22 protein-coding genes are annotated in these 21,074 nt (G+C 64.3%); 17 read left to right on the top strand and 5 right to left on the bottom strand.

Going from position 1 to position 21,074, the window contains the following annotated elements:
- Nucleotides 1-133: 133 nt before the first annotated feature.
- The 9 genes from FJ546_RS16315 to FJ546_RS16275 all read left to right on the top strand — a co-directional run bounded on the left by FJ546_RS16315 (nt 134) and on the right by FJ546_RS16275 (nt 7,458).
- Complete coding sequence (locus tag FJ546_RS16315; RefSeq protein ID WP_140890273.1) at nt 134-1,519, top strand: M20/M25/M40 family metallo-hydrolase; 1,386 nt, start codon at nt 134-136, stop codon at nt 1,517-1,519.
- Between the two features lie 78 nt (nt 1,520-1,597).
- Nucleotides 1,598-2,218: a ribonuclease D gene (locus tag FJ546_RS16310; RefSeq protein ID WP_140890272.1), complete on the top strand. Its 621-nt coding sequence runs from the start codon at nt 1,598-1,600 to the stop codon at nt 2,216-2,218.
- 85 nt (nt 2,219-2,303) lie between these two features.
- A complete protein-coding gene (locus tag FJ546_RS16305) occupies nt 2,304-2,489 on the top strand; it encodes a hypothetical protein (RefSeq protein ID WP_140890271.1) in 186 nt (61 codons plus the stop codon).
- Nucleotides 2,490-2,679: 190 nt separating this feature from the next.
- Nucleotides 2,680-2,934 carry a GlsB/YeaQ/YmgE family stress response membrane protein gene (locus FJ546_RS16300; protein WP_140890270.1) on the top strand — a complete coding sequence of 85 codons (255 nt, stop codon included), beginning with the start codon at nt 2,680-2,682 and terminating at the stop codon, nt 2,932-2,934.
- A gap of 25 nt (nt 2,935-2,959) precedes the next feature.
- Nucleotides 2,960-3,106, top strand: a complete 147-nt coding sequence (locus FJ546_RS16295) for a hypothetical protein (protein WP_019861232.1) — start codon at nt 2,960-2,962, stop codon at nt 3,104-3,106.
- 68 nt (nt 3,107-3,174) lie between these two features.
- Nucleotides 3,175-3,594 carry a hypothetical protein gene (locus FJ546_RS16290; protein WP_181167957.1) on the top strand — a complete coding sequence of 140 codons (420 nt, stop codon included), beginning with the start codon at nt 3,175-3,177 and terminating at the stop codon, nt 3,592-3,594.
- Nucleotides 3,595-3,603: 9 nt separating this feature from the next.
- Nucleotides 3,604-3,984, top strand: a complete 381-nt coding sequence (locus FJ546_RS16285) for a hypothetical protein (RefSeq protein ID WP_140890269.1) — start codon at nt 3,604-3,606, stop codon at nt 3,982-3,984.
- 351 nt (nt 3,985-4,335) lie between these two features.
- Nucleotides 4,336-6,615 (top strand): transglycosylase domain-containing protein, encoded by a 2,280-nt coding sequence (locus FJ546_RS16280; protein ID WP_140890268.1) that lies wholly within the window; start codon nt 4,336-4,338, stop codon nt 6,613-6,615.
- 90 nt (nt 6,616-6,705) lie between these two features.
- Nucleotides 6,706-7,458, top strand: coding sequence for an SDR family oxidoreductase (locus FJ546_RS16275; protein WP_140890267.1), 753 nt, complete (start codon nt 6,706-6,708; stop codon nt 7,456-7,458).
- Between the two features lie 27 nt (nt 7,459-7,485).
- Here FJ546_RS16275 and FJ546_RS16270 read toward each other — a convergent pair whose 3' ends face one another.
- On the bottom strand, nt 7,486-8,406 hold the full coding sequence (locus FJ546_RS16270; RefSeq protein WP_140890266.1) for a zinc-binding dehydrogenase: 921 nt from the start codon (nt 8,404-8,406) through the stop codon (nt 7,486-7,488).
- A 101-nt stretch (nt 8,407-8,507) separates the two neighbouring features.
- Here FJ546_RS16270 and FJ546_RS16265 point away from each other — a divergent pair, with 101 nt between their 5' ends.
- Nucleotides 8,508-9,314, top strand: a complete 807-nt coding sequence (locus FJ546_RS16265; protein WP_140890265.1) for a helix-turn-helix transcriptional regulator — start codon at nt 8,508-8,510, stop codon at nt 9,312-9,314.
- Here FJ546_RS16265 and FJ546_RS16260 read toward each other — a convergent pair whose 3' ends face one another.
- Both FJ546_RS16260 and FJ546_RS16255 read right to left on the bottom strand, forming a co-directional pair.
- Complete coding sequence (locus tag FJ546_RS16260) at nt 9,315-11,099, bottom strand: cation:proton antiporter (RefSeq protein ID WP_140890264.1); 1,785 nt, start codon at nt 11,097-11,099, stop codon at nt 9,315-9,317. It lies immediately after the preceding gene.
- 213 nt (nt 11,100-11,312) lie between these two features.
- Nucleotides 11,313-11,762, bottom strand: coding sequence for a host attachment protein (locus tag FJ546_RS16255; RefSeq protein ID WP_140890263.1), 450 nt, complete (start codon nt 11,760-11,762; stop codon nt 11,313-11,315).
- 380 nt (nt 11,763-12,142) lie between these two features.
- Between FJ546_RS16255 and cysG the strand changes: the two genes are divergently transcribed.
- From cysG to FJ546_RS16220, 7 genes are all read left to right on the top strand, one after another.
- A complete protein-coding gene (gene cysG, locus FJ546_RS16250) occupies nt 12,143-13,594 on the top strand; it encodes a siroheme synthase CysG (RefSeq protein WP_140890262.1) in 1,452 nt (483 codons plus the stop codon).
- Nucleotides 13,591-13,884: a DUF2849 domain-containing protein gene (locus FJ546_RS16245; protein WP_140890261.1), complete on the top strand. Its 294-nt coding sequence runs from the start codon at nt 13,591-13,593 to the stop codon at nt 13,882-13,884. The genes cysG and FJ546_RS16245 overlap by 4 nt, the downstream gene beginning before the upstream one ends.
- Nucleotides 13,885-13,928: 44 nt before the next feature.
- The gene (locus tag FJ546_RS16240) at nt 13,929-15,599 is read left to right on the top strand and encodes a nitrite/sulfite reductase (RefSeq protein ID WP_140890260.1); all 1,671 of its coding nucleotides are present in this window, start codon (nt 13,929-13,931) and stop codon (nt 15,597-15,599) included.
- Complete coding sequence (locus FJ546_RS16235) at nt 15,574-16,338, top strand: phosphoadenylyl-sulfate reductase (protein ID WP_140890259.1); 765 nt, start codon at nt 15,574-15,576, stop codon at nt 16,336-16,338. The genes FJ546_RS16240 and FJ546_RS16235 overlap by 26 nt, the downstream gene beginning before the upstream one ends.
- 111 nt (nt 16,339-16,449) lie before the next feature.
- Nucleotides 16,450-16,980 carry a DUF934 domain-containing protein gene (locus FJ546_RS16230; RefSeq protein ID WP_140890258.1) on the top strand — a complete coding sequence of 177 codons (531 nt, stop codon included), beginning with the start codon at nt 16,450-16,452 and terminating at the stop codon, nt 16,978-16,980.
- Nucleotides 16,981-17,076: 96 nt separating this feature from the next.
- Nucleotides 17,077-18,684, top strand: a complete 1,608-nt coding sequence (locus FJ546_RS16225; protein WP_140890257.1) for a GMC family oxidoreductase N-terminal domain-containing protein — start codon at nt 17,077-17,079, stop codon at nt 18,682-18,684.
- A gap of 185 nt (nt 18,685-18,869) precedes the next feature.
- The gene (locus FJ546_RS16220) at nt 18,870-19,490 is read left to right on the top strand and encodes a DJ-1/PfpI family protein (protein WP_140890256.1); all 621 of its coding nucleotides are present in this window, start codon (nt 18,870-18,872) and stop codon (nt 19,488-19,490) included.
- A 47-nt stretch (nt 19,491-19,537) separates the two neighbouring features.
- Here the strand turns inward: FJ546_RS16220 and FJ546_RS16215 are convergent, their stop codons facing one another.
- Together FJ546_RS16215 and FJ546_RS16210 are read right to left on the bottom strand one after the other, a co-directional pair.
- A complete protein-coding gene (locus tag FJ546_RS16215; RefSeq protein WP_140890255.1) occupies nt 19,538-20,560 on the bottom strand; it encodes a fatty acid desaturase in 1,023 nt (340 codons plus the stop codon).
- 80 nt (nt 20,561-20,640) lie between these two features.
- Nucleotides 20,641-20,841: a hypothetical protein gene (locus tag FJ546_RS16210; RefSeq protein ID WP_140890339.1), complete on the bottom strand. Its 201-nt coding sequence runs from the start codon at nt 20,839-20,841 to the stop codon at nt 20,641-20,643.
- Nucleotides 20,842-21,074: the final 233 nt, after the last annotated feature.

Genomic DNA, 21,074 nt, shown 5'->3' with positions numbered 1-21,074 from the left:
GTGGTTCCCCCTCCACCACGGCGGTCTTTTTTTGCCCGCGGCAGCCGGACCGCGCCGTGGTCCAATCGTCCCGGGCTTTTCGTTTCCCCGCTCTGCCTTTACGGTTCCGGCACTGAATCGAAAGGCTTCACACATGTCCGCAGTTTCCCCCGTCCTCGACCGTCTCGACCAGAATCTCGACCAGAGCCTGGAACGCCTGTTCGGCCTGCTCAGGATCAAGTCGATCTCCACCGATCCGGCCTATGCCGCCGACTGCCGCAAGGCGGCGGAATGGCTGGTGGCGGAGCTCAAGCTGATTGGCTTCGACGCCAGCGTTCGCGACACACCGGGACACCCGATGGTGGTTGCGCAACACGAGGGGCCGGCCGGTTCGCCACATGTGCTGTTCTATGGCCATTACGACGTGCAGCCGGTCGACCCGATCGAATTGTGGGAAAGCGATCCGTTCGCGCCTGCCATCAAGCAAGTCGGACCCGACCACAAGGTGATCACCGGGCGCGGCTCGGCCGACGACAAGGGCCAGCTGATGACCTTCGTCGAGGCTTGCCGCGCCTGGAAGCAGGTGCATGGCAATCTGCCGTGCCGCGTCACCATCCTGTTCGAGGGCGAGGAGGAATCCGGCTCGCCGTCGCTGAAACCGTTCCTCGAGGCCAATGCCGAGGAGCTCAAGGCCGATTTCGCGCTGGTCTGCGATACCGGGATGTGGGACCGTGAAACGCCGTCGATCTGCGTGGCGCTGCGCGGGCTGGTCGGCGAAGAGATCACGGTGAAGGCCGCCGACCGCGACCTGCATTCGGGCCTCTATGGCGGGGCCGCCGCCAACCCGATCCGCATCCTGGCCAGGGTGCTGGCCGACATCCACGACAAGGATGGCCACATCACCATTCCGGGCTTCTACGACGGCGTCGAGGAAACGCCGACGCAGGTGCTGAAATCCTGGGAGACGCTCGGCGAAACGGCCGAGACCTTCCTCGGGCCTGTCGGCCTGTCCATCCCGTCGGGCGAAAAAGGCCGCTCGGTGCTGGAATTGACGTGGGCGCGGCCGACCGCCGAGTTCAACGGCATCATCGGCGGTTATACCGGCAAGGGCTTCAAGACGGTGATCGCGGCGGAAGCTTCGGCAAAAGTGTCGTTCCGCCTCGTTCACAAGCAGGATCCAGCCAAGATCCGCGCCGCCTTCCAGAAATTCGTCAAGGAGCGCATTCCGGCCGACTGCTCGGTCGAATTCCATCCGCATGGCGGCTCGCCGGCGATCCAGCTTTCCTACGACTCGCCATTCCTGGGCAAGGCCAAGACCGCGCTGTCCGACGAATGGCCCAAGCCCGCGGTGACGACCGGCAGCGGTGGCTCGATCCCCGTGGTGGGCGACTTCCAGACCTATCTCGGCATGGAATCGTTGCTGGTCGGCTTCGGCCTCGACGATGACCGCATCCACTCGCCCAACGAGAAATACGAGCTCTCATCCTTTCACAAGGGCCAGCGCTCCTGGGCCCGTATTCTCGATGCACTGACGCGCTGAGCGGCGGAAAAGACGTTTTCCTGTTGATTTTTCACCGGATCGCGGCGAGGACGGGGAACGCCGCCACCGGAGAAGACCATGGCCGACATCCGTTTCCACAAGCATGATTTGCCCGACCTTTCGCATTACAATGTCGGGGCGGTGGCCATCGACACCGAGACGCTGGGTCTGAACCCGCATCGCGATCGGTTGTGCGTGGTGCAGATATCGCCTGGCGACGGCAGCGCCGACGTCATCCAGATCGCGCCCGGCCAGAAGAAGGCGCCGAACCTCGTCAGCCTGCTGAAGAACCGCAGCGTGACGAAGCTGTTCCATTTTGGACGCTTCGATCTTGCCGTGCTCTACAACGCCTTCGGGGTGATGCCCGAGCCGGTGTTCTGCACCAAGATCGCCTCGCGGCTGACCCGCACCTATACCGACCGGCACGGGCTGAAGGACATCTGCTTCGAGCTTCTCGGCATCGGCCTGTCCAAGGCGCAGCAATCGTCGGACTGGGCGGCCGAAACGCTGTCGCCGGAGCAGCTCGAATATGCCGCCTCCGACGTGCTCTATCTGCACCGGCTGCGCGATGTGCTGGCCGGGCGGCTGGCGCGCGAGGGGCGGAGCAAGGAGGCCGATGCCTGCTTCCGCTTCCTGCCGATGCGGGCCAAGCTTGACCTGATGGGTTGGGGCGAAGAGGATATCTTCGCGCACAGCTGATCGCCTTCGCGACATCCGCGCCCGACGGCCGGTTGGGAACCAGATGCCAGCCGTCGCGTTCTGTGGGCTGGAAAAAGGGGATGACATGGCCGACAGAAAGCCGATCGCAACCGCGCCGACCGATGGCTCCAAGGTCACAGTCACCTGGAAGGACGGCGACGGCGTCATCAACGAATCCATCGGGCAATATCGCGATGACGGCTGGTGGGTCTACACCGACAGCCACACGCAAAAGAAGGTCGAGCCGACCAGCTGGCGGCCCGCTTCTTAGCTTTGACGCAATCCCCAGGGAACGCTCTACGCGCTTTTTCCGGGAAAACCGCTTTACCCTTTTCCTGGAATTGCCAAAGCGAGCGCCGCTGGCGGGGCCAGCTGCTTTCGAATAGCCTGAAGCCGTTGATATCGGGGCCGATTCGGAGCCTTTCGTTCCGCGTTCGCCCCCTTGCTCGGAGGAAATCGCCATGGGCGTAGAAAGCCTTCTCGTCTTCATCATCATCGGTGCCATCGCCGGCTGGCTTGCCGGTCTCATCGTTTCCGGTTTCGGCTTCGGCCTCATCGGCAACATCATCGTTGGCATCGTCGGCGCGTTCATCGCCGGCTGGCTGTTGCCGCGGGTCGGCTTCTCCATCGGCGGCGGCATCATCGCTTCCATCATCCACGCCACGATCGGCGCCATTATCCTTCTGGTGCTGGTCAGGGTCCTGAAACGAGCCTGAGGCTCGAAACGACAAGGGGCGCGCCATGAAGCAGAATACGCTCTACCTCATCATTGGCGCGCTCGTCGTCGTGGTCATCGCGCTCGGCGTCTATGTCTACCGCGAGCAGACCAAGCCGAAGGGCGTCGAACTCAAGATCGACGACAAGGGCATTTCTATCCAGCAGAACTGAGTTCCCGTCGACGGGGCGCGGCGTCAGGCCCGACACCGAATCCGCAGGCACGCCGCTAGCCGCATGGCGTGCGCTTTACAGACGATGATCGGTACATCCTCGTCGCCGTCGCCGTCGCCGTCGCCGTCGCCGTCGCCGACGCCGGCAGCCGGATGGTGGATGTCTATGACCGCGACGGTGACTGGAATGGGCATCGCATGCCGGCGCGCCCGGTGACCGTGCTCGACGAGGACGCCTTCCTGCGCGGCAGGGCCAGTCCCGAGGAAGGCGGCCCGAAAGGTCGTGGCGGTGACCTGCGAGCAGCAGACGCTGGCCCTTTTGCGCTGTCGCCGATCGCGGAGGAGTTGAAAATCGCCGGCAGACGGGGCCATTGCATCGGCGTAGTGCCGGAAGCGCGATTGTCCCGGCATGGAATTAGAATGACGGATCGACGCTCTGGCGCTATAATGCCGGTACAGGGCGTTTGGGATCAACCAACCTATTGCTAGGAGGTTGCCATGAAACACCAAACACTAGACCAACTGCATGCAGTGGCCGAGGTCAACACACAGCCGGTAATGAGCCGAACCCAACGTCTCATACGTTGGGCCGAGCTTCTTGAACGTGAGCCCAGCCGGCTGCTGACGGCGCTTGCCGGGACCGAATACCGTGCGCCGGCGGAGCGCGATGTCATGCGAGCCGATAGCTCGCCGATAGCGGTTGCCTTCACGGACCCCATATTGCACGACGAGGGTCTGAAAGACGACAGCTATGGCGAAGCCAAGCGCTTCTTCGAGCTGACCGACCACCAACTGCACGAGATCGTCTGCTACTGCCATGTCGGCGAGGTTATGCAATCGTCGAGGGCAGCGCTCTCGGTTCGTGCGGCGATCAGCTGATGTCCACTAGGTGATTGCCTGGTGGCGGTGATTTGGGGCGCGGTCGAACGCGAAGCCGCGACCATTTGCGATCGCGCCCCAACATGGAACATGTCCGCGACTGCCTGGGTCGCGGCTGAGAATGGTTCGGGCCTTGGCGCCCGGACAAAATGACACGGCGAGGATTGTTCCATCGCGGCTGGCGCGACCGTTTGTCAGCGCCAATCAGGGGCTCGAACAGCGCGATCACTGCCGGACCCCAGGCATTTGATTATCAATCGCTTTGAATTTTCCGACTTAACCCGCCCTTAAATCGCCGCATCTACTCTGCAACCGGAGCGCCATTGGCACCGGGGACAGCAAGCGCAGCGCATGGCGAACCGCAGAGACAGCCGCATCGAGCCCAGTTTCGAGGGACCGCCACAGGCGCGATCCCAGCCGGGTCTTTCGGTGAGCGAGGAGGACCGCGTCGTGCCGAGCAACCGCAAAGCCTCCGCCAAACGCAAATCGTCGAAGGCGAAATCGTCGCGCGGCGGGCGCGGCAGGAGCGGCAGGAGCCGGCGCGGCCTGTTCGGCGTGCTCGGCCGGCTGTTCTACTGGTGCTTCGTGCTTGCCATCTGGGGCGGCATCGCGGTGGCGGGCGTCGTCGTCTATTACGGCGCCAAGATGCCGGCGGCCACCACTTGGTCGATCCCCGACCGCGCCCCCAACATCAAGATCGTCTCGGCCGATGGCCAGTTGCTCGCCAACAGGGGCATGAGCGGCGGCGAAGCCGTCGGCCTGCACGAAATGTCGCCTTACATTCCTGAAGCCGTCATCGCCATCGAGGACCGCCGGTTCTATTCGCACTTCGGCGTCGATCCGATCGGCCTGTCGCGCGCCATGGTGACCAACCTCATGGGCGGGCATTTCTCGCAGGGCGGTTCGACGCTGACGCAGCAATTGGCCAAGAATCTGTTCCTGAAGCCCGACCGCACGCTGGAGCGCAAGGTGCAGGAGGTGCTGTTGGCGCTGTGGCTCGAACACAAGCACACCAAGGACCAGATCCTCGAAATGTACCTCAACCGGGTCTATTTCGGCTCCGGCGCCTTTGGTGTCGAGGCGGCTTCGCGGCGTTATTTCGGCAAGAGCGCGCGTGACGTCACGCTCTCGGAAGCGGCGCTGCTTGCGGGCTTGCTGAAAGCGCCGTCGCGGCTGTCGCCGGCGCGCGATCCGAAGGCCGCGGAGGAGCGTTCGCAGCTCGTGCTGGCGGCCATGCGTGAAGAGGGCAAGATCAGCGACAAGGAGCTGAAGACGGCGCTCAGCGCGCCGGCGACGCGCGCGCCGTCCTATTGGACCGGCTCGGAAAACTATGTCGCCGACACCATCATGGAAGAACTGCCCGACCTGATCGGCGACGTGCGCGGCGACATCGTCATCGATTCCACCGTCGACCTGAACCTGCAGAAGCTCGCCGAGCAGTCGATCCGCCGGCTGATCGACGAAAGCGGCAAGAAGCTCAACGTCACCCAGGGCGCACTGGTGTCGATTGACGATTCTGGCGCGGTGCGCGCCATGGTCGGCGGCTACGACTATTCGACCAGCCAGTTCGACCGCGCGTCGGAAGCGCGCCGGCAGCCGGGCTCGGCGTTCAAGCCGTTCGTCTATATGGCGGCACTGGAAGCCGGCCGCACGCCCGACAGCATCCGCAACGATGCGCCGATCAAGATCGGCAACTGGACGCCGGACAATTACGGCGGCAAGTATTTCGGCAAGGTGACACTGGCCACCGCTCTGGCCAAGTCGCTGAACTCGGTCGCCGCGCAATTGACCATGGAGGTCGGGCCGAACGCGGTGGTGGAAGCGGCGCACCGCATGGGCATCCAGTCCGAACTGCAGGCCAACACCTCGATCGCACTCGGCACCTCGGAAGTGACGCCGCTGGAGCTGACGTCGGCCTATGTGCCCTTCGCCAATGGCGGCTACAAGCCCGACATCCACTTCATCCGCCGCATCACGACCGCCGAGGGCAAGATGCTCTACGACAGCGGTGGCGGCAGCGCGCCGCGTGTGGTGAAACCCGAGATCGTCGGCATGATGAATTCGATGATGACCGGCACCGTCGAGGTCGGCACGGCCAAGAAGGCGGCCTTCGCCTGGCCGTCGGCCGGCAAGACCGGCACCAGCCAGAATTCGCGCGATGCCTGGTTCGTCGGCTACACCGCCAATCTCACCACCGGTGTGTGGTTCGGCAATGATGATGGCACGGCGATGAAGAAGGTCACCGGCGGCGCGCTGCCGGCGCAGGCCTGGCACGAATTCATGGTCGCGGCGCATGAGGGCGTACCGGTGCGGCCGCTGCCCGGCACCTGGAAGTCGACGCCGGCCGACACGATCGTGCCCGACGACATACCGTCGGCCGACAACAACCAGCCAGCGCCGGTCCCGTCAGTCTCGGTTGGCCAGCAGGCGCCAGCCGCACAGGCAACCCAGGCGCCGGCGCCGGCCCGGGTGGCGCGGCCTGCCCAGACCGTCGATGCAGATGGCTTCAACATGCCGGCGGATGACGGCACCACTGCTTCGGTCGGCCATCCGGTGCCGCCGGGCAATGTTGGCGGTCCGCTGAAGAAGAGGAAGCAGACCTCGATCCTGGATATTCTGGGCGGCGGCTGACGGCGATCGCCCCGGCGGTTCGCAGCGGCGTCAATCCGCCTCTCGCCAGCGCCACGGTGTTCGGCTACACCTCCGGCCGGAGACCGTGACATGGCCGAACTCGACACCAGAAAAACCATCGTGCTGACCGGCGCCAGCCGTGGCATCGGCCATGCCACGGTCAAGCGCTTTTCGCGCGAGGGCTGGCGCGTCATCACCTGTTCGCGTCAGGCTTTCGCCGAGGATTGCCCGTGGCCGGCAGGTCCCGAGGACCACATCAAGGTCGACCTTGCCGATCAGGAAGATGTCGGCATCGCCGTCTCGGAAATCCGCCATCGGCTGGAAGCACATGGCGGCCAGCTCAATGCTCTGGTCAACAATGCCGGCATTTCGCCCAAGCTGAAGGACGGCAACAGCCGCATGAACTCGATCGACACGCCGATGCATGTCTGGCGCGACGTGTTCCAGGTCAATTTCTTCGCGCCGATCATGCTGGCGCGCGGCCTGTTCAAGGAGCTGGCGACGGCCAAGGGCTCGATCGTCAACGTCACCTCGATTGCCGGCACCCGCGTGCACCCCTTCGCCGGCACCGCCTATGCGACATCGAAGGCCGCGCTCGGCTCGCTGACGCGCGAGATGGCGCACGACTTTGGCCCGCACGGCATCCGCGTGAACGCCATTGCACCCGGCGAGATCGACACGGCGATCCTGTCGCCAGGCACGGAAAAGATCGTCGAGACGATCCCGCTCAGGCGCCTCGGCACCACCGCAGAGGTCGCCGACATCATCTTCTTCCTGTGCTCGGGGCAGGCCTCCTATGTGACCGGCTCGGAAATCCACATCAACGGCGGCCAGCACGTGTGAGCCCGTCGAATCCAGGCCGAGGGTTGCTCATCCGGCGATGGTGAGAACAGCCTTGCCGCTGAAGCTGCGCTGCCGCAGGGCGTCAAGGGCCTGGGCTATATCGGTCCACGGCACGGTCAAGGCGATGCGGGTCTCCAGCCGGCCGGCGGCGACCAGGGCGAGCAGCGCGGCGATATCGGCGCCAATGCCTGAGCCGGACGTGTAGTAGGCGAAGATCTGAAGCCGCGCCCCCTCATGGCCCGGAACGAACTGGCGGAATCCGATAGGCGTGAGCTCGCCACTGCTTGAACCGAACATGACGATGGTCCCGCCGGGCGCGACGCGTTCGATCGCGCGGGCGAGGCTTTCGCCGCCGACCGACTCGGTGATCAGCGAAAATGGTCCCTCGACCAGCTCGATCGCCTCGACGACCTGCTCGGCGCCGAGATCGCGGAGATCCCCAGCATGCCGCGCGGCGGCGATGGCCGTCACCGACGCGCCTTGCTCTCGGGCGATCTGGATCTGGAAACGGCCGACGGCACCGCTCGCGCCGCTGATCAGCACCCGTTGGCCGGCCAACTCTCCGCCATGGCGCAAGGTCCTCAGCGCTGTCGTGCCCGCCACGGGGAGCGTGGCCGCGGAAACGAAGCTGACCTCATCCGACATGACGGCGAGACGGTCGGTCGGAACGGCGACACGTTCGGCCCAGCCGGCCTCGTCGACCAAAGCCACGACGCGGGTGCCCACGGCCGGCCCGGAGCCATCCGCTGCAGCCCGTTCGACGATCCCGACGATGTCCTGGCCGGGTATCCAGCCGTCCGGGCGTATGGTGAGCAGGCGCAGTTCGCCGCGGTTCAACGAGGTTGCGCGGACGGCGACCAGTGCCTCGTTCGCGCAAGGCTGTGGCTCGTCCACCTCGGCGAGTTTCAATCTGGCTGCATTGTCTGATGAGACGGTGAGGGCGAGCATGGGTACACCTTTGCCAATTGGCGAGAACGACCCAAGCCTATCGATTTTTGCTGACGCAAAATCTGGATATAAAGGCAATTCATCGCTAAAAGCCGTCAATCATGAGACAGCCGCTTCGCTACCCATGGCTCGATTTCGACGTCGATGACGTCCTTGCTCCGGTGATCGCCGTGCGCGTCGACGTCACCGAGACCAGGGCCGAGGTGTCGGACCATTGGCATCGCAAAGGGCAACTCGTCTTCGCGCTTGGCGGCGGCGTCACCTGCCGCGTGCCCAGTGGTCTCTGGATGGTGCCGCCGCATTGCGGCGTGTGGGTGCCTAGCCGCATGCAACACAGCAACATCGCGACGGCCAATGCGCGGATTTTCTTCGTCTATATCGAGCCGGGCGCGGCTGCGCTGCCGGATCGGTGCTGCACGCTTTCGATCTCGCCGCTGCTGCGCGAACTGATCATCGAACTGTCGGACTGCGCGCCTGATGACGCGCGGTGTGCTTTCCTGGGAAGCGTCGTGCTGGCCGAACTGCCCGACATGCCTGTCCAGCAACTGCATTTGCCGATATCCTCCGAACCGCGCGTGAAGCGGATCGCGGAAGCACTGGCGAACGATCCCGCCGATCGCAGCACGCTGGCCGAGTGGGCCAAGCGTGTCGCGCTCAGTGAGAGCAGTCTTGCTCGTCTTGTCGTCAAGGAAACCGGCTTGAGCTTCGGCCGCTGGCGCCAGCAATTGCACCTGATCGTTGCGATAAGGGAACTGGCTTCGGGTGCCAGCGTCCAGCGTGTCTCGGGCGATCTCGGCTATGGGTCCGTCACAGCCTTCATCACCATGTTCAAGAAGGCGCTCGGCAAGCCTCCCGCGCAGTATCTCAGCAGCATCGCACGCAATGGCGGGTCCGCATTCGTGCGGTGATCAGGCGGCGGACGGTTCGGTCGCAGATGGCTTGTGACCGAGCACCTCTTCGACGATGCCGCGCGCGATTTCGCGCTCGCCCATGATCACCGTGTCGGCGCCGAGCCCCTTGAGATGCTCGACCTCGGCATCGGAATGGGCCCGGGCGACGACATTGACGCCGGGGTTGGCGGCGCGCGCCCTGAGCACGATCTGGCCGGCTTCGAACGCATTGGGGATGGCGAGGATCAGCCGGCTGGCGCCTTCGGGATTGGCGGCGGCGAACACTTCGGCGTTGGCGGCATTGCCGGCGACGCTCTCGACGCCATCGGCTTTCAGCTTGGCCAGTGTCTTGTCGGCGTCCTCGATGACGAGGAAGGGCAGCGCTGCTTCTTTCAGCGCCGCGCCGACAAGGCCGCCGACACGGCCATAGCCGATCAGGATGGCATGGCCGGTAAGCGCCGTCTTCGGCGGAGGGCCGTCTTCCTGTTGGGCTGTTGCGACGATCGAGGCGACCTGGCCCGGTTCGGTCGCCGGACCGACCGGCTTGGCGTCCGCCGGCGGCGCCGTCCTGGCGGCGCGGGCCTCCAGCCACGGCTTCATCCAGTCGATGACCAGGAACATCAGCGGGTTGAGCACGATCGACAGGATGGCGCCGGCCAGGATCAGGTCGCGGCCCTGTTCGGGCAAGAGTTTCAGCCCGACGCCGAGTTCGGCCAGGATGAAGGAGAATTCGCCGATCTGGGCAAGGCTGGCCGAAATCATGAGGGCCGTCGCCAGGGGATAGCCGAAGGCGACGACGATGACGAACGCCGCCAGCGACTTGCCGATGACGATAATGGCCAATGTCGCCAGGATCGGCAGGCCGTTGCTGAGCAGGCTGAACGGGTCGAACAGCATGCCGACCGAGACGAAAAACAGCACCGAGAAGGCGTCGCGCAGCGGCAGCGATTCTTCGGCCGCGCGGTGGCTAAGCTCGGATTCGCTCATGATCATGCCGGCGAAGAAGGCGCCGAGCGCCAGCGAGACGCCGAACAGTTTCGCCGCGCCGAAGGCGACGCCGAGCGCAATGGCGAGCACCGAGAGACGGAACAGTTCGCGTGACCCGGTATGGGCGACGTAGTGCAGAATCCAGGGAATCACCCGGCGGCCGACCACCAGCATGACGACGACGAAGGCGGCGACCTTGGCGAGCGTGATGCCGACGACGCCCCAGATGCCGTAGCCGGCCGGCAGCGACAGCAGGCCGCTCGAGTGTACATCCGCCTGTTCCTGGCCGCCGAGCACGCCAGCAAGGGCCGGCAGCAGCACCAGGGCCAGCACCATGACCAGATCCTCGACGATCAGCCAGCCGACGGCGATGCGGCCGCGTTCGGTCTCGATCAGCCGGCGTTCCTGAAGCGCGCGCAGCAGCACCACGGTCGAGGCGACCGACAGTGCCAGGCCGAACACCAGCCCCGCGCCCATCGACCAGCCGAGCATCCAGGACAGTCCGGCGCCGAGTGCCGTGGCAAAGCCGATCTGGACGATGGCGCCGGGCACGGCGATGGCGCGGACCGACAACAGGTCCTTCAGCGAGAAATGCAGGCCGACGCCGAACATCAGGAGGATGACGCCGATCTCGGCCAGTTCGTTGGCAAGGCCGGCATCGGCGACGAAGCCGGGCGTATTCGGCCCGACCAGGACGCCGGCTACGAGATAGCCGACCAGCGGCGGAATGCGGAAACGGTTGGCCAGAGCCCCGAAGACGAAAGCCAGCCCCAGACCGGCGACGATGGTGGCGATAAGGGGCGTGTCATGCGGCATTGTCTATGGAGCGCCTTTCAAGTTTGCGATGTCGGATGTGCGCCGCCCTAAGCCGCCGCCTGTTTGGCAATATGGTGGATGGGGTGTCCGCGATGCAACCCGCAGGGTGCGAAAATCGACGGGTGCGGCGGCAAAATGCTCGACCGGCGGCCGAGAGGCCGCCGGTCCGTTTTGCGCTCACTGGCGCATGGCCTTGGGATCCATCGCCCGCGGTCAGGCTGCTTGCAGCAAGGCCTCGATCTCGGAGATGGCGTGGTTGGTCATGGTTTTTGGAATTTCAGCCGTCACCTTGTCACCGACCTCCTTATGCAGCTTCTTGCGCATGGCGCCGAGCATCACCGGCGGGGCGACAAGCACGATGCTATCGAACTCACCATCATGCGCGAGCTTGTAGAGCCGGGCCGCGATCTCTTCCGCGAAACGCTCCTTGCCGATCCGGTGCCAGTCGGTATCCTCGACGGCGCTGCGGTGCACCGACGGGCCGTCATTGTACCGGCCGGGGCTGTCGCTTCCCTGTTCGCGGGTGGGCGGGTTCTCCTGTTCCATCACCTGCACGACTTCGAGATTTGGAAACTTGTTATCGCCGGCATTCTTGAGCAAGAGCGCTTTTTCACCGTCGGCCACCAGGACCCAGATGCCGTGCCTCAGTTTGATCGTGTCCATGGAAGCGCTCCTTTGATGAATGGCTACGCTTCGGAACGCGTATCAACCCGGCAACGTTCCACCTCCCTACGGCGAAGCGACGGCGGTGCCGCCAGCGGTTGAACAGGCGATCCGTGAGTGGGCGACTTTAATCTACTGAATTGGTAGAAATTAGAAAAAACTGTTTTGTCAGATAGAGGGCAGGTGGCTAAAAAGACCTGAAATCAAGGCTCGCTTCAGGGGCTTGAATCCGCCCGCACCGCGGATGTGGAATATTTTTCTCCTGCCTTTCGCAGTTGCGAAAAAGCGATTGCCTGCCATCACAGGATGCGCGAGTGCTTTGCTTCTGGTTTTTCGCGCCCGGGCGTAAAACTGCGACACTGTTCCCGGATTGCTTTCCCATGCCGCAGGCCAATGCCAAGCTCAATGCCTTTCCCGTCTTCGTGCGGGTCGAGGGCGAAGCCGTGGCCATCGTCGGCGCCGGCGAGGAAGCCTTGGCCAAAGCGCGGCTGATTGGACAGTCGAGCGCGGTGCTACGCATCATCGCCGAAAATGCCGAGCCGGAGCTGCTTGCCTTTATCGCTCAGTCCGGCGCCCACCATGTCGCGGCAGCTTATGACGCCTCGCAGCTGGAAGGTGCTGTCATGGTGTTTGCCGCCAGCGGCGATGAGGCGCTCGACCGCCGTGTCGCAGCCGATGCGCGCGAACTGGGCATTCCGGTCAATGCCGTCGACCGGCCGGAGCTTTGCGACTTCTTCACTCCGGCGCTGGTCAACCGTGCGCCGGTCGCCATCGCCATCGGAACCGAGGGCGCCGGCCCGGTGCTGGCCCAGATGCTGCGCAGCCGCATCGATCAGATGCTGTCGCCATCGCTCGGTTCGCTGGCGACGCTCGCCGCTTCGCTGCGTGGGGCGGCCGAGAAATTGCTGCCGAAAGGCAATGCCCGCCGCCGCTTCTGGAACAGTTTTTTCCAGGGTGCGCCTGCACATGCCGTGGAGGCCGGCCAGCTGTCGCAGGCGCATGACGCGGCGGTGGATCTTCTGCTATCGAACGCACCCGCTTCGGGCCACATCGCGCTGGTTGGCGCTGGTCCGGGCGCCGAGGATCTGCTGACGTTGCGTGCCCATCGTATGCTGATGGAAGCCGATGTCATCGTCCATGACGCGCTTGTGCCGGAGGCGGTCGTCGCCATGGGCCGCCGCGATGCCGAGCGCCTGCCGGTCGGCAAGCGCAAGGGTTGCCACAGCAAGAGCCAGGCCGAAATCAACGCGCTGCTGGTGGAACTTGGCCGGCAGGGCAAGCGCGTGGTGCGGCTGAAGTCGGGCGATCCGCTGGTATTCGGCCGCGCCGGCGAGGAAATGGCGGCACTGCGCGATGCCGGTATCGCCTATGAGGTGGTTCCGGGCGTCACCGCTGCCTTTGCCGCCGCCGCCGATTTCGAACTGCCGCTGACCTTGCGCGGCGTCTCCTCGTCCATGGTCTTCACCACCGGCCACGACCTCAAGGGCAATTCATTGCCCGACTGGGCCAAGCTCGCGATTTCCGGCGCCACCGTCGCCGTCTATATGGGCCGCTCCGTCGCTGCCGAGGTTGCCGGCCGGCTGATCGAAGCCGGCCTGTCGCCGGACACGGCGGTGGCCGTGGTCGAGAATGCCAGCCTTGCCAACCGGCGCCGCTTCCACGGCACGTTGGCCGACCTGCCATCGCTGGAAGCGCGTGGCGATCTTTCCGGGCCGGTCATGACCATCATTGGCGATGCGGTCGCCGGCGCCAACTTCGAACGGTCCGAACCGCTTGCGGCACACAGGAATGAAGGCGCGACCAAAGCCGCCAGCGAGAGAGTTCAGTCATGAAGATACTGACCGCCAACCGCCTGACGGATGGCATCGCCGTCTGGTACGCCGATGGCGGCTGGGCCGAGACGGTGGGCCACGCCGATCTTGCCCATGACAAGGCGGCCGAAGATCGCCTTGAGGCGATCGGCGCCAAGGCCTATGCCGACAATGAAGTGGTCGATGTCAATCTGATCGACGCGGAAGTCGTCGACGGTGTCGTCGAGCCAGTGCGGCTGCGTGAAAAGATCCGCGCCGCCGGCCCGACCATCCGCGGCGATCTCGGCAAGCAGGCCGAGCGGGCGGCGTAGCCAGGTTTGAGTGAAACGGGCGGACGCGCCCTGAAAGACGAAGCATGTACCGTTACGATGAGTTCGACCACGATTTTGTCCAGGCCCGCGTCGCCGAATTCAGCGACCAGGTCCAGCGCCGGCTGTCCGGCGAGATATCAGAGGACCAGTTCCGGCCGCTAAGGCTGATGAACGGCGTCTACCTGCAGCTGCACGCCTATATGCTGCGTATCGCGGTGCCCTACGGCACGCTGAACGGCAGGCAGCTGCGCATGCTCGGTCACATCGCCCGCAAATACGACAAGGGCTACGGCCATTTCACCACGCGCCAGAACATTCAGTTCAACTGGCCGGCGCTGTCGGACATACCGGCGATCCTGGCCGATCTGGCGAGCGTCGAGATGCACGCCATCCAGACCAGCGGCAACTGCATTCGCAACGTCACCGCCGACCATTTCGCCGGTGCCGCCGCCGACGAGGTCGCCGATCCGCGTCCCTATGCGGAGATCCTGCGGCAATGGTCCTCGGTGCATCCGGAGTTCTCGTTCCTGCCCAGGAAATTCAAGATCGCGGTGACCGGGGCAGAGCGCGACCGCGCCGCCATCCAGACGCATGATATCGGCCTGCACCTGAAGAAGAACGCCGCCGGCGAGCTTGGCTTCGCCGTCTATGTCGGTGGCGGCCAGGGCCGCACGCCGATGGTGGCAAGGAAGATCCGCGACTTCCTGCCGGAAGCCGATCTTCTGTCCTACTGCACGGCGATCCTGCGCGTTTACAACCTCTATGGCCGCCGCGACAACAAGTACAAGGCACGCATCAAGATCCTGGTGCACGAGACCGGCGTCGAGGAAATCACCCGCCAGGTCGAGGCCGAGTGGCAGGAGTTGAAGGACGCCGAACTGAAGCTGCCGGATGCCGATATCCGCGCCATCCAAGCCTATTTCGCGCCGCCGGCGCTCACTGATCGGCCGGAAGGCGACCAGGCGGTCAAGCTGGCGCGTCTTGATTCCAAAGGCTTTTCGGAGTGGCTCGACCAGAATGTGGTGACGCATCGCCATCCCGACTACGCGGCGGTGACGATCTCGCTCAAGGGCATCGGCGAGGTGCCGGGTGATGCTTCGGACAGCCAGATGGAGGCGGTCGCCGACATCGCCGAAAGTTACGCCTTCGACGAGTTGCGTGTCAGCCATGAGCAGAACCTGATCCTGCCGCATGTGGCGCGCGCCGACCTCAAGGCTGTCTATGACGCGCTGGTCGATATCGGGCTGGCGACGGCCAACTCCAACTTGATATCGGACATCATCTCGTGCCCGGGCCTCGACTATTGCGCGCTGGCCACCGCACGCTCGATCCCGATCGCGCAGGAAATCTCGCAACGCTTCGCCTCGCTGGAGCGGCAGCGCGAGATCGGCGAACTGAAGCTGAAGATCTCCGGCTGCATCAATGCCTGCGGCCATCACCATGTCGGCCATATCGGCATCCTCGGCGTCGAGAAGAAGGGCTCCGAGCTCTATCAGGTGACGCTGGGCGGTTCGGCCGACGAGAACACGTCGGTCGGCGAGATCATCGGCCGCGGCTTCTCGTCGGAAGAGATCACCGACGCCATCGAACAGATCGTCGAGACCTATCTCGGCCTTCGGCTCAACCCTGAGGAAAAATTCATCGACGCCTACCGCCGTGTCGGTCCCGCGCCGTTCAAGGAGGCGCTCTATGCTGGCGAAACCAAGGCCGCTTGACCATATCGCCGACGCCGATGACGGCGTCGCCGCCAAGGCGGCGGGGCTTGACGCGCTCTATGGCCACCTGAAGCCGATCGAGATCATCGAGCGCTCGGCTCGCGAACTGTTTCACGACGAGATATCGGCCGTGTCGTCCTTCGGGGCGGATTCGGCCGTGCTGCTGCACATGATCGCCGAGATCGACCGCACGCTGCCGGTCATCTTCCTCGACACCGGCAAGCATTTCGAAGAGACGCTCGGCTACCGCGACGCGCTCGTCGCCGATTTCGGGCTGACCAACATCCAGGTCATCAAGCCCGAGGAGGCGGCGCTCGCGCGGATCGACCCGACGGGTAATCTGCACCAGAGCAACACCGATGCCTGCTGCGACGTGCGCAAGGTCGAGCCGCTGGCGCGTGGCGTGGCACCCTTCCGCGCCTGGTTCACCGGCCGCAAGCGTTTTCAGGCCTCGACGCGGGCAGCGTTGCCGGTGTTCGAGGCGGTCGGCCCGCGCATCCGCATCAATCCGCTGGCGCACTGGACGACCTCGGACCAGGCCGACTACATGCGGGCGCATGCACTGCGCGAGAATCCGCTGGTCGCTTATGGCTATCTGTCGATCGGCTGCTTTCCGTGCACGCAACCGGTGCAGCCGGGCGAGGATGCGCGCAGCGGCCGCTGGGCCGGTCATGCCAAGACCGAGTGCGGCATTCACCTGTCGGGACTGGAGAAGTCGCTGACCGACGCATCACTATAGGGTATGCTGATATCCAGCCGGCCTGCGAACGGCGACCTCCACCCGGAGGCCGCCGGTTTTGTGCGGGAGGGGCTCTCAGCGCACTTGGATCTTGGGGCTTTAGGAATTTTGATGACCGAAACGACGACACCGGAGACCCGGCTCTGGACCCCGCAAGGTTTTCGCGAGGACGAGTGGGCTCATGCCGAAAGTGCCGACGCGCTTTCCGGCAATGGCCGCTTCATCCTGCCGCTGCAGGTGTTCCTCGACCTCGATCCGGAGGTGCGCCGGTCCGCCAAGGAGCGGCTCGGCGTGGTGCTGCAGCCCGGCGATCAGCTCGAGAAGATAGCCGACCTGCTTGACCAGCTGTCGCTGGTGGCGCTGGTCTTCCCGGCCTTCAGCGATGGGCGCTCCTTCTCCAAGGCCGAACTGCTGCGCGGCCGCTACCACTTCGAGGGTGCCGTTCGCGCCACCGGCCAAGTGCTGGTCGATCCGCTGCCGCATATGCTGCGTCTCGGCTTCGACGAGTTCGAGATTTCCAACCCGGTGCTGCTGAAGCGCCTGGAAGAGGACCGCACCGGCGGCTTGGGGCTTTACTACCAGCCAGCCGCCGTGCCGGAGCTCAAGGGCCCGAAATATTCCTGGCGGCGCGTTCGCAGCTGACGTCGGGGTAATTCCACCCATCTTTACATAGGCCGTAATCGAGCCTTCTCTTGGTCATCCGGACGGAAACATCCGCCGGGTGCGAGGGAGGAAGTCATGGCTTTCGATTATGTCATCGCCGGCGGCGGGTCCGCCGGCTGCACGCTTGCCGCGCGGCTGTCCGAAGATCCATCGAAAACGGTCTGTCTGATCGAAGCCGGCGGCGCGGGCGGCAACCTGCTTATCCGCGCGCCGGCAGGCATCATCGCATTGTTGCCGGGCCGGCCGAAGATCAACAACTGGGCGTTCGAGACGGTGCCGCAGCAGGGCCTTGGCGGCCGCAAGGGCTACCAGCCGCGCGGCAAGGCGCTGGGCGGATCCAGCGCCATCAATGCCATGCTCTATACGCGCGGGCACCGCGGCGATTATGACGAATGGGCCGACCTCGGCTGCGACGGCTGGTCATGGGACGAGGTGCTGCCCTATTTCCGGCGGGCGGAAGGCAATCAACGCGGCGCTGATGCCCTGCATGGCGGTGACGGGCCGCTGCGGGTTGCCGAGCAGCAAGAGCCACGTCCGCTCTCCCGGGCCTTTGTCGAGGCCTGCGGCGAAAACCAGATCCGCCGCAACGATGATTTCAACGGCGTCGAACAGGAAGGTGCCGGACTTTACCAGGTGACGCAATTCTGGGGCGAACGTCGTAACGGCGAGCGCTGCTCGGCGGCCGCGGCCTATCTGCGACCGGCCATGAACAGGTCGAACCTTACCGTCATCACTGGAGCGCATGCCACGGCGGTCATCCTCGATGGCAAGCGAGCCACCGGCGTGCGGTATCGCGCGGGGAAGGGCGAAGCCGTCGCGAAAGCCAGGCGCGAGGTGATCGTCTGTGGCGGCGCCTTCGGTTCGCCTCAGCTCCTGTTGCTGTCGGGCATTGGCCCGGCCGCCGAGCTTGCCATGCATGGCATTCCGGTCATTCATGAACTGCCCGGTGTTGGCAAGAACCTGCAAGACCACCTCGATTTCATTATGGGCTGGACGTCCAAGGATGCCGACATGATGGGCATCGGTCTGCGCGGCCTACCTGGCCTGCTGCGGCACATGCTGCGCTGGCGGAAAGATGGCGGCGGTATGATCGCCACGCCCTATGCCGAAGGCGGTGCCTTCCTCAAATCCGATCCGGCGATGGAACGGCCCGACCTGCAACTGCATTTCTGCATCGCGATCGTGGATGATCATGGCCGCAAGCTGCATATGGGATATGGCTTTTCCTGCCATGTCTGCGTGCTGCGGCCGCATTCGCGCGGCGAGGTCGGGCTGTCGACTCATGATCCCATGGCACCGCCGCGCATCGATCCGCGCTTTCTTTCGGACGAACGCGACGCCGGGCTTTTGCTCAAGGGTGTCAGGATGATGCGCGGTATCTTGGAGGCGCCGGCGCTGGCCAGATATCGCCACAAGGAGATCTACACCGCCGGTGTTTCGAGCGACGCGGAGTTGATGTCCCACATCCGTGCCCGCGCCGACACGATTTATCACCCGGCCGGCACCTGCAAGATGGGCGTCGACGACCTGGCGGTGGTCGATCCGCAATTGCGGGTCCACGGGCTTGAAGCCTTGCGGGTCGTCGACGCCTCGGTGATGCCGACGCTGATCGGCGGCAACACCAACGCTCCGACCATCATGATTGCCGAGAAGGCGGCGGACATGGTCAAGGCGGCCGCCTGACCGCGGCTCTGGTCGAACCAGCGAAGCTATTTTCGTCTGCCGAGAAGCGCCTTCGGTCGAGAAGGCGGAAAACTGGTCATACCAATTTGGCGATTTGCGCTTTCCCTTCGACCCTCCTGCCCTTAGGATAGGGAACATTATTTCGCGACCCGAAATAAACATAGCCACAAGGGAGGAAACCGGGAATGGCTGGCAAGAAGATATTGATGCTCGTTGGCGAGTTCAGCGAGGAGTATGAGATTTTCGTCTTTGAACAGGCCATGCACGCCGTCGGCCACACGGTGCATGTCGTCTGCCCGGACAAGAAGGCCGGTGATATCCTCAAGACTTCGCTGCACGATTTTGAAGGCCACCAGACCTACACGGAAAAGCCCGGCCACGACTACATCCTCAACAAGACGTTCTCCGAGGTGGACCCGGCCAAGTATGACGCCGTCTACGCGGCGGGCGGGCGCGGTCCCGAATACATCCGCATCGACAAGCGGGTGCAGGCGCTGGTGCGGCATTTCCACGAGGCCGGCAAGCCGATCTTCACCATCTGCCATGGCGTGCAGATCCTGATCGCGGTCGACGGTGTGGTGCGGGGCAGGGAAGTGGCGGCACTCCACTATTGCGAGCCGGAAGTGACGCTCGCCGGCGGCATCTACGTCGATGTCGCGCCGACCGGCGCCCATGTCGACGGCAATCTGGTGTCGGCCAAGGGTTGGCCGGGCCTGTCCAACTTCATCCGCGAGTGTCTGAAGGTGCTTGGCACCGAAATCCACCATGGCGAGATCCTGATGCGCGAAGAGCGCCAGGCCGCCTGAACAGGGGTTTGCTTCCGCCGCCGCGCCATGGCGAGGCGGTCGTCGTTCTACATCGTCGCCCGTGCCTCGCGGAACGACACCAGCTTGCGGCGGCTCTCGTCCCACAATGCCAGTTTGACGCAGCGCAGGCTGTCGAGCAGCGTGACGCGACTGATGCCGCGCAATTCCGGATAGTCGCGCAGCACTTCCTGCAGCCGGTAGCCCGGCACCTTGGCGGAGAGGTGGTGGACGTGATGGACGCCGATATTGCCGGTGAACCAGTTCAGCACCGGCGGCAGGTCGTAATAGGACGAGCCATGCAAGGCGGCATGCTGGAACTCCCAGTCGTCATCCTTTGCCCATTCCGTCTCCTCGAACTGGTGCTGGACGTAGAACAGCCAGATGCCCGCCGAGCCGGCGAGAATGACGATCGGCAGATGGACGACCAGGAACGCACCGGGACCGAGGGTCCAGATGAGCAGGGCCGCCGCAAGCGCGATGGCGAGATTGGTGGTCATCGACGACACCCATGGCGTCAGGCCGCCGCGCATCATGCCGACGGGCAGCCTTTGCGAGAAGATGAACAGCCAGATGGGTCCAAGCCCGAACATCACCAGCGGATGGCGGTAGAGCCGATAGGCGAGGCGCCCGCGCCAGGACAATTGCCGGTACTCGGTAACGGTCAGCGTCGTGATGTCACCCATGCCGCGCTCGTCGAGATTGCCGGCGCTGGCATGATGCGTCGCGTGGGCGCGCCGCCAGCAATCGTAGGGCGTCAGCGTCAGGACGCCGAGCGCACGGCCGATCCAGTCGTCGGCATAGCGGTTGGCGAAGAAGGAGCCATGGCCGCAATCATGCTGGATCATGAAGATGCGCACCAGGAACCCGGCTGCCGGAAGGATCAGGATCAGACCCCACCAATGGCCATAGGCATAGGCAGCCGAGGAGAGCGCCCACAGCGTGGCGAACGGGATGAGGGTGATGGCGAGTTCGACGGCGCTGCGTCGCCGGTCCGGCTTCTTGTAGCGCGCCAGGACCTTCAACCAGGCACGCTTGCTGTTGGCGACCGCATCGGGGGAAATCATGTTCATCAGGAAGCATAGGCGCGGCATGTGGCTACCACAAGGCAGCCATCACGCAAAATTACTGCGCGTAATTGTCGCGTAACGCGCTACTGCCGCCGCAATCTGGTACCGCCATTCTCGACCCGATCGAGGCGGTCGAGCAATTGCCTGAAGCGTTCGTGAGTATCGGCCTCGATACGGAAAGCCGGCAAGGTACGCAGAAAACGCGTCATCGCCTCGGCACCGAACTGGCGCCTGACTTCTGCGGCGAGCCTTTCTGCCTTTTCAGCCTTGTTGCGGGTCATCATTTCAAATCCTGTGTCGGCTCCGAAACTCCCCCAGTAGGGGAATGGTTCCCGCATCACGCTTCCGTGGCAAGCCAAGCGGGCAAGTATGGTAAACTTTGAATTAAAATCTAAGCATCGCCATTGATCACGACCCAGGTCCGGCCAAAGGCTCTAGGTCGCTTGCCCCTTGATTTTTGGCTGCCAAACGTCGATATCGGGCACAAAATCCATACCATTCGAGATGACGGGAAACG

This window comes from Mesorhizobium sp. B2-4-19, from assembly GCF_006441315.1.
Lineage (GTDB): Bacteria > Pseudomonadota > Alphaproteobacteria > Rhizobiales > Rhizobiaceae > Mesorhizobium.
This window is presented reverse-complemented; position numbering and strand designations above follow the sequence as displayed.

Bases quoted from the DNA above. Each gene is read 5' to 3' on its own strand.
- FJ546_RS16240 (WP_140890260.1), top strand. From the start codon at position 13,929: ATGTACCGTTACGATGAGTTCGACCACGATTTTGTCCAGGCCCGCGTC.
- FJ546_RS16220 (WP_140890256.1), top strand. From the start codon at position 18,870: ATGGCTGGCAAGAAGATATTGATGCTCGTTGGCGAGTTCAGCGAGGAG.
- FJ546_RS16230 (WP_140890258.1), top strand. From the start codon at position 16,450: ATGACCGAAACGACGACACCGGAGACCCGGCTCTGGACCCCGCAAGGT.
- FJ546_RS16215 (WP_140890255.1), bottom strand. From the start codon at position 20,560: ATGAACATGATTTCCCCCGATGCGGTCGCCAACAGCAAGCGTGCCTGG.
- FJ546_RS16245 (WP_140890261.1), top strand. From the start codon at position 13,591: ATGAAGATACTGACCGCCAACCGCCTGACGGATGGCATCGCCGTCTGG.
- FJ546_RS16275 (WP_140890267.1), top strand. From the start codon at position 6,706: ATGGCCGAACTCGACACCAGAAAAACCATCGTGCTGACCGGCGCCAGC.
- FJ546_RS16310 (WP_140890272.1), top strand. From the start codon at position 1,598: ATGGCCGACATCCGTTTCCACAAGCATGATTTGCCCGACCTTTCGCAT.
- FJ546_RS16255 (WP_140890263.1), bottom strand. From the start codon at position 11,762: ATGGACACGATCAAACTGAGGCACGGCATCTGGGTCCTGGTGGCCGAC.
- FJ546_RS16305 (WP_140890271.1), top strand. From the start codon at position 2,304: ATGGCCGACAGAAAGCCGATCGCAACCGCGCCGACCGATGGCTCCAAG.
- FJ546_RS16235 (WP_140890259.1), top strand. From the start codon at position 15,574: ATGCTGGCGAAACCAAGGCCGCTTGACCATATCGCCGACGCCGATGAC.
- FJ546_RS16285 (WP_140890269.1), top strand. From the start codon at position 3,604: ATGAAACACCAAACACTAGACCAACTGCATGCAGTGGCCGAGGTCAAC.
- FJ546_RS16280 (WP_140890268.1), top strand. From the start codon at position 4,336: ATGGCGAACCGCAGAGACAGCCGCATCGAGCCCAGTTTCGAGGGACCG.
- FJ546_RS16210 (WP_140890339.1), bottom strand. From the start codon at position 20,841: ATGATGACCCGCAACAAGGCTGAAAAGGCAGAAAGGCTCGCCGCAGAA.
- FJ546_RS16260 (WP_140890264.1), bottom strand. From the start codon at position 11,099: ATGCCGCATGACACGCCCCTTATCGCCACCATCGTCGCCGGTCTGGGG.
- cysG (WP_140890262.1), top strand. From the start codon at position 12,143: ATGCCGCAGGCCAATGCCAAGCTCAATGCCTTTCCCGTCTTCGTGCGG.
- FJ546_RS16295 (WP_019861232.1), top strand. From the start codon at position 2,960: ATGAAGCAGAATACGCTCTACCTCATCATTGGCGCGCTCGTCGTCGTG.
- FJ546_RS16265 (WP_140890265.1), top strand. From the start codon at position 8,508: ATGAGACAGCCGCTTCGCTACCCATGGCTCGATTTCGACGTCGATGAC.
- FJ546_RS16225 (WP_140890257.1), top strand. From the start codon at position 17,077: ATGGCTTTCGATTATGTCATCGCCGGCGGCGGGTCCGCCGGCTGCACG.
- FJ546_RS16300 (WP_140890270.1), top strand. From the start codon at position 2,680: ATGGGCGTAGAAAGCCTTCTCGTCTTCATCATCATCGGTGCCATCGCC.
- FJ546_RS16315 (WP_140890273.1), top strand. From the start codon at position 134: ATGTCCGCAGTTTCCCCCGTCCTCGACCGTCTCGACCAGAATCTCGAC.
- FJ546_RS16270 (WP_140890266.1), bottom strand. From the start codon at position 8,406: ATGCTCGCCCTCACCGTCTCATCAGACAATGCAGCCAGATTGAAACTC.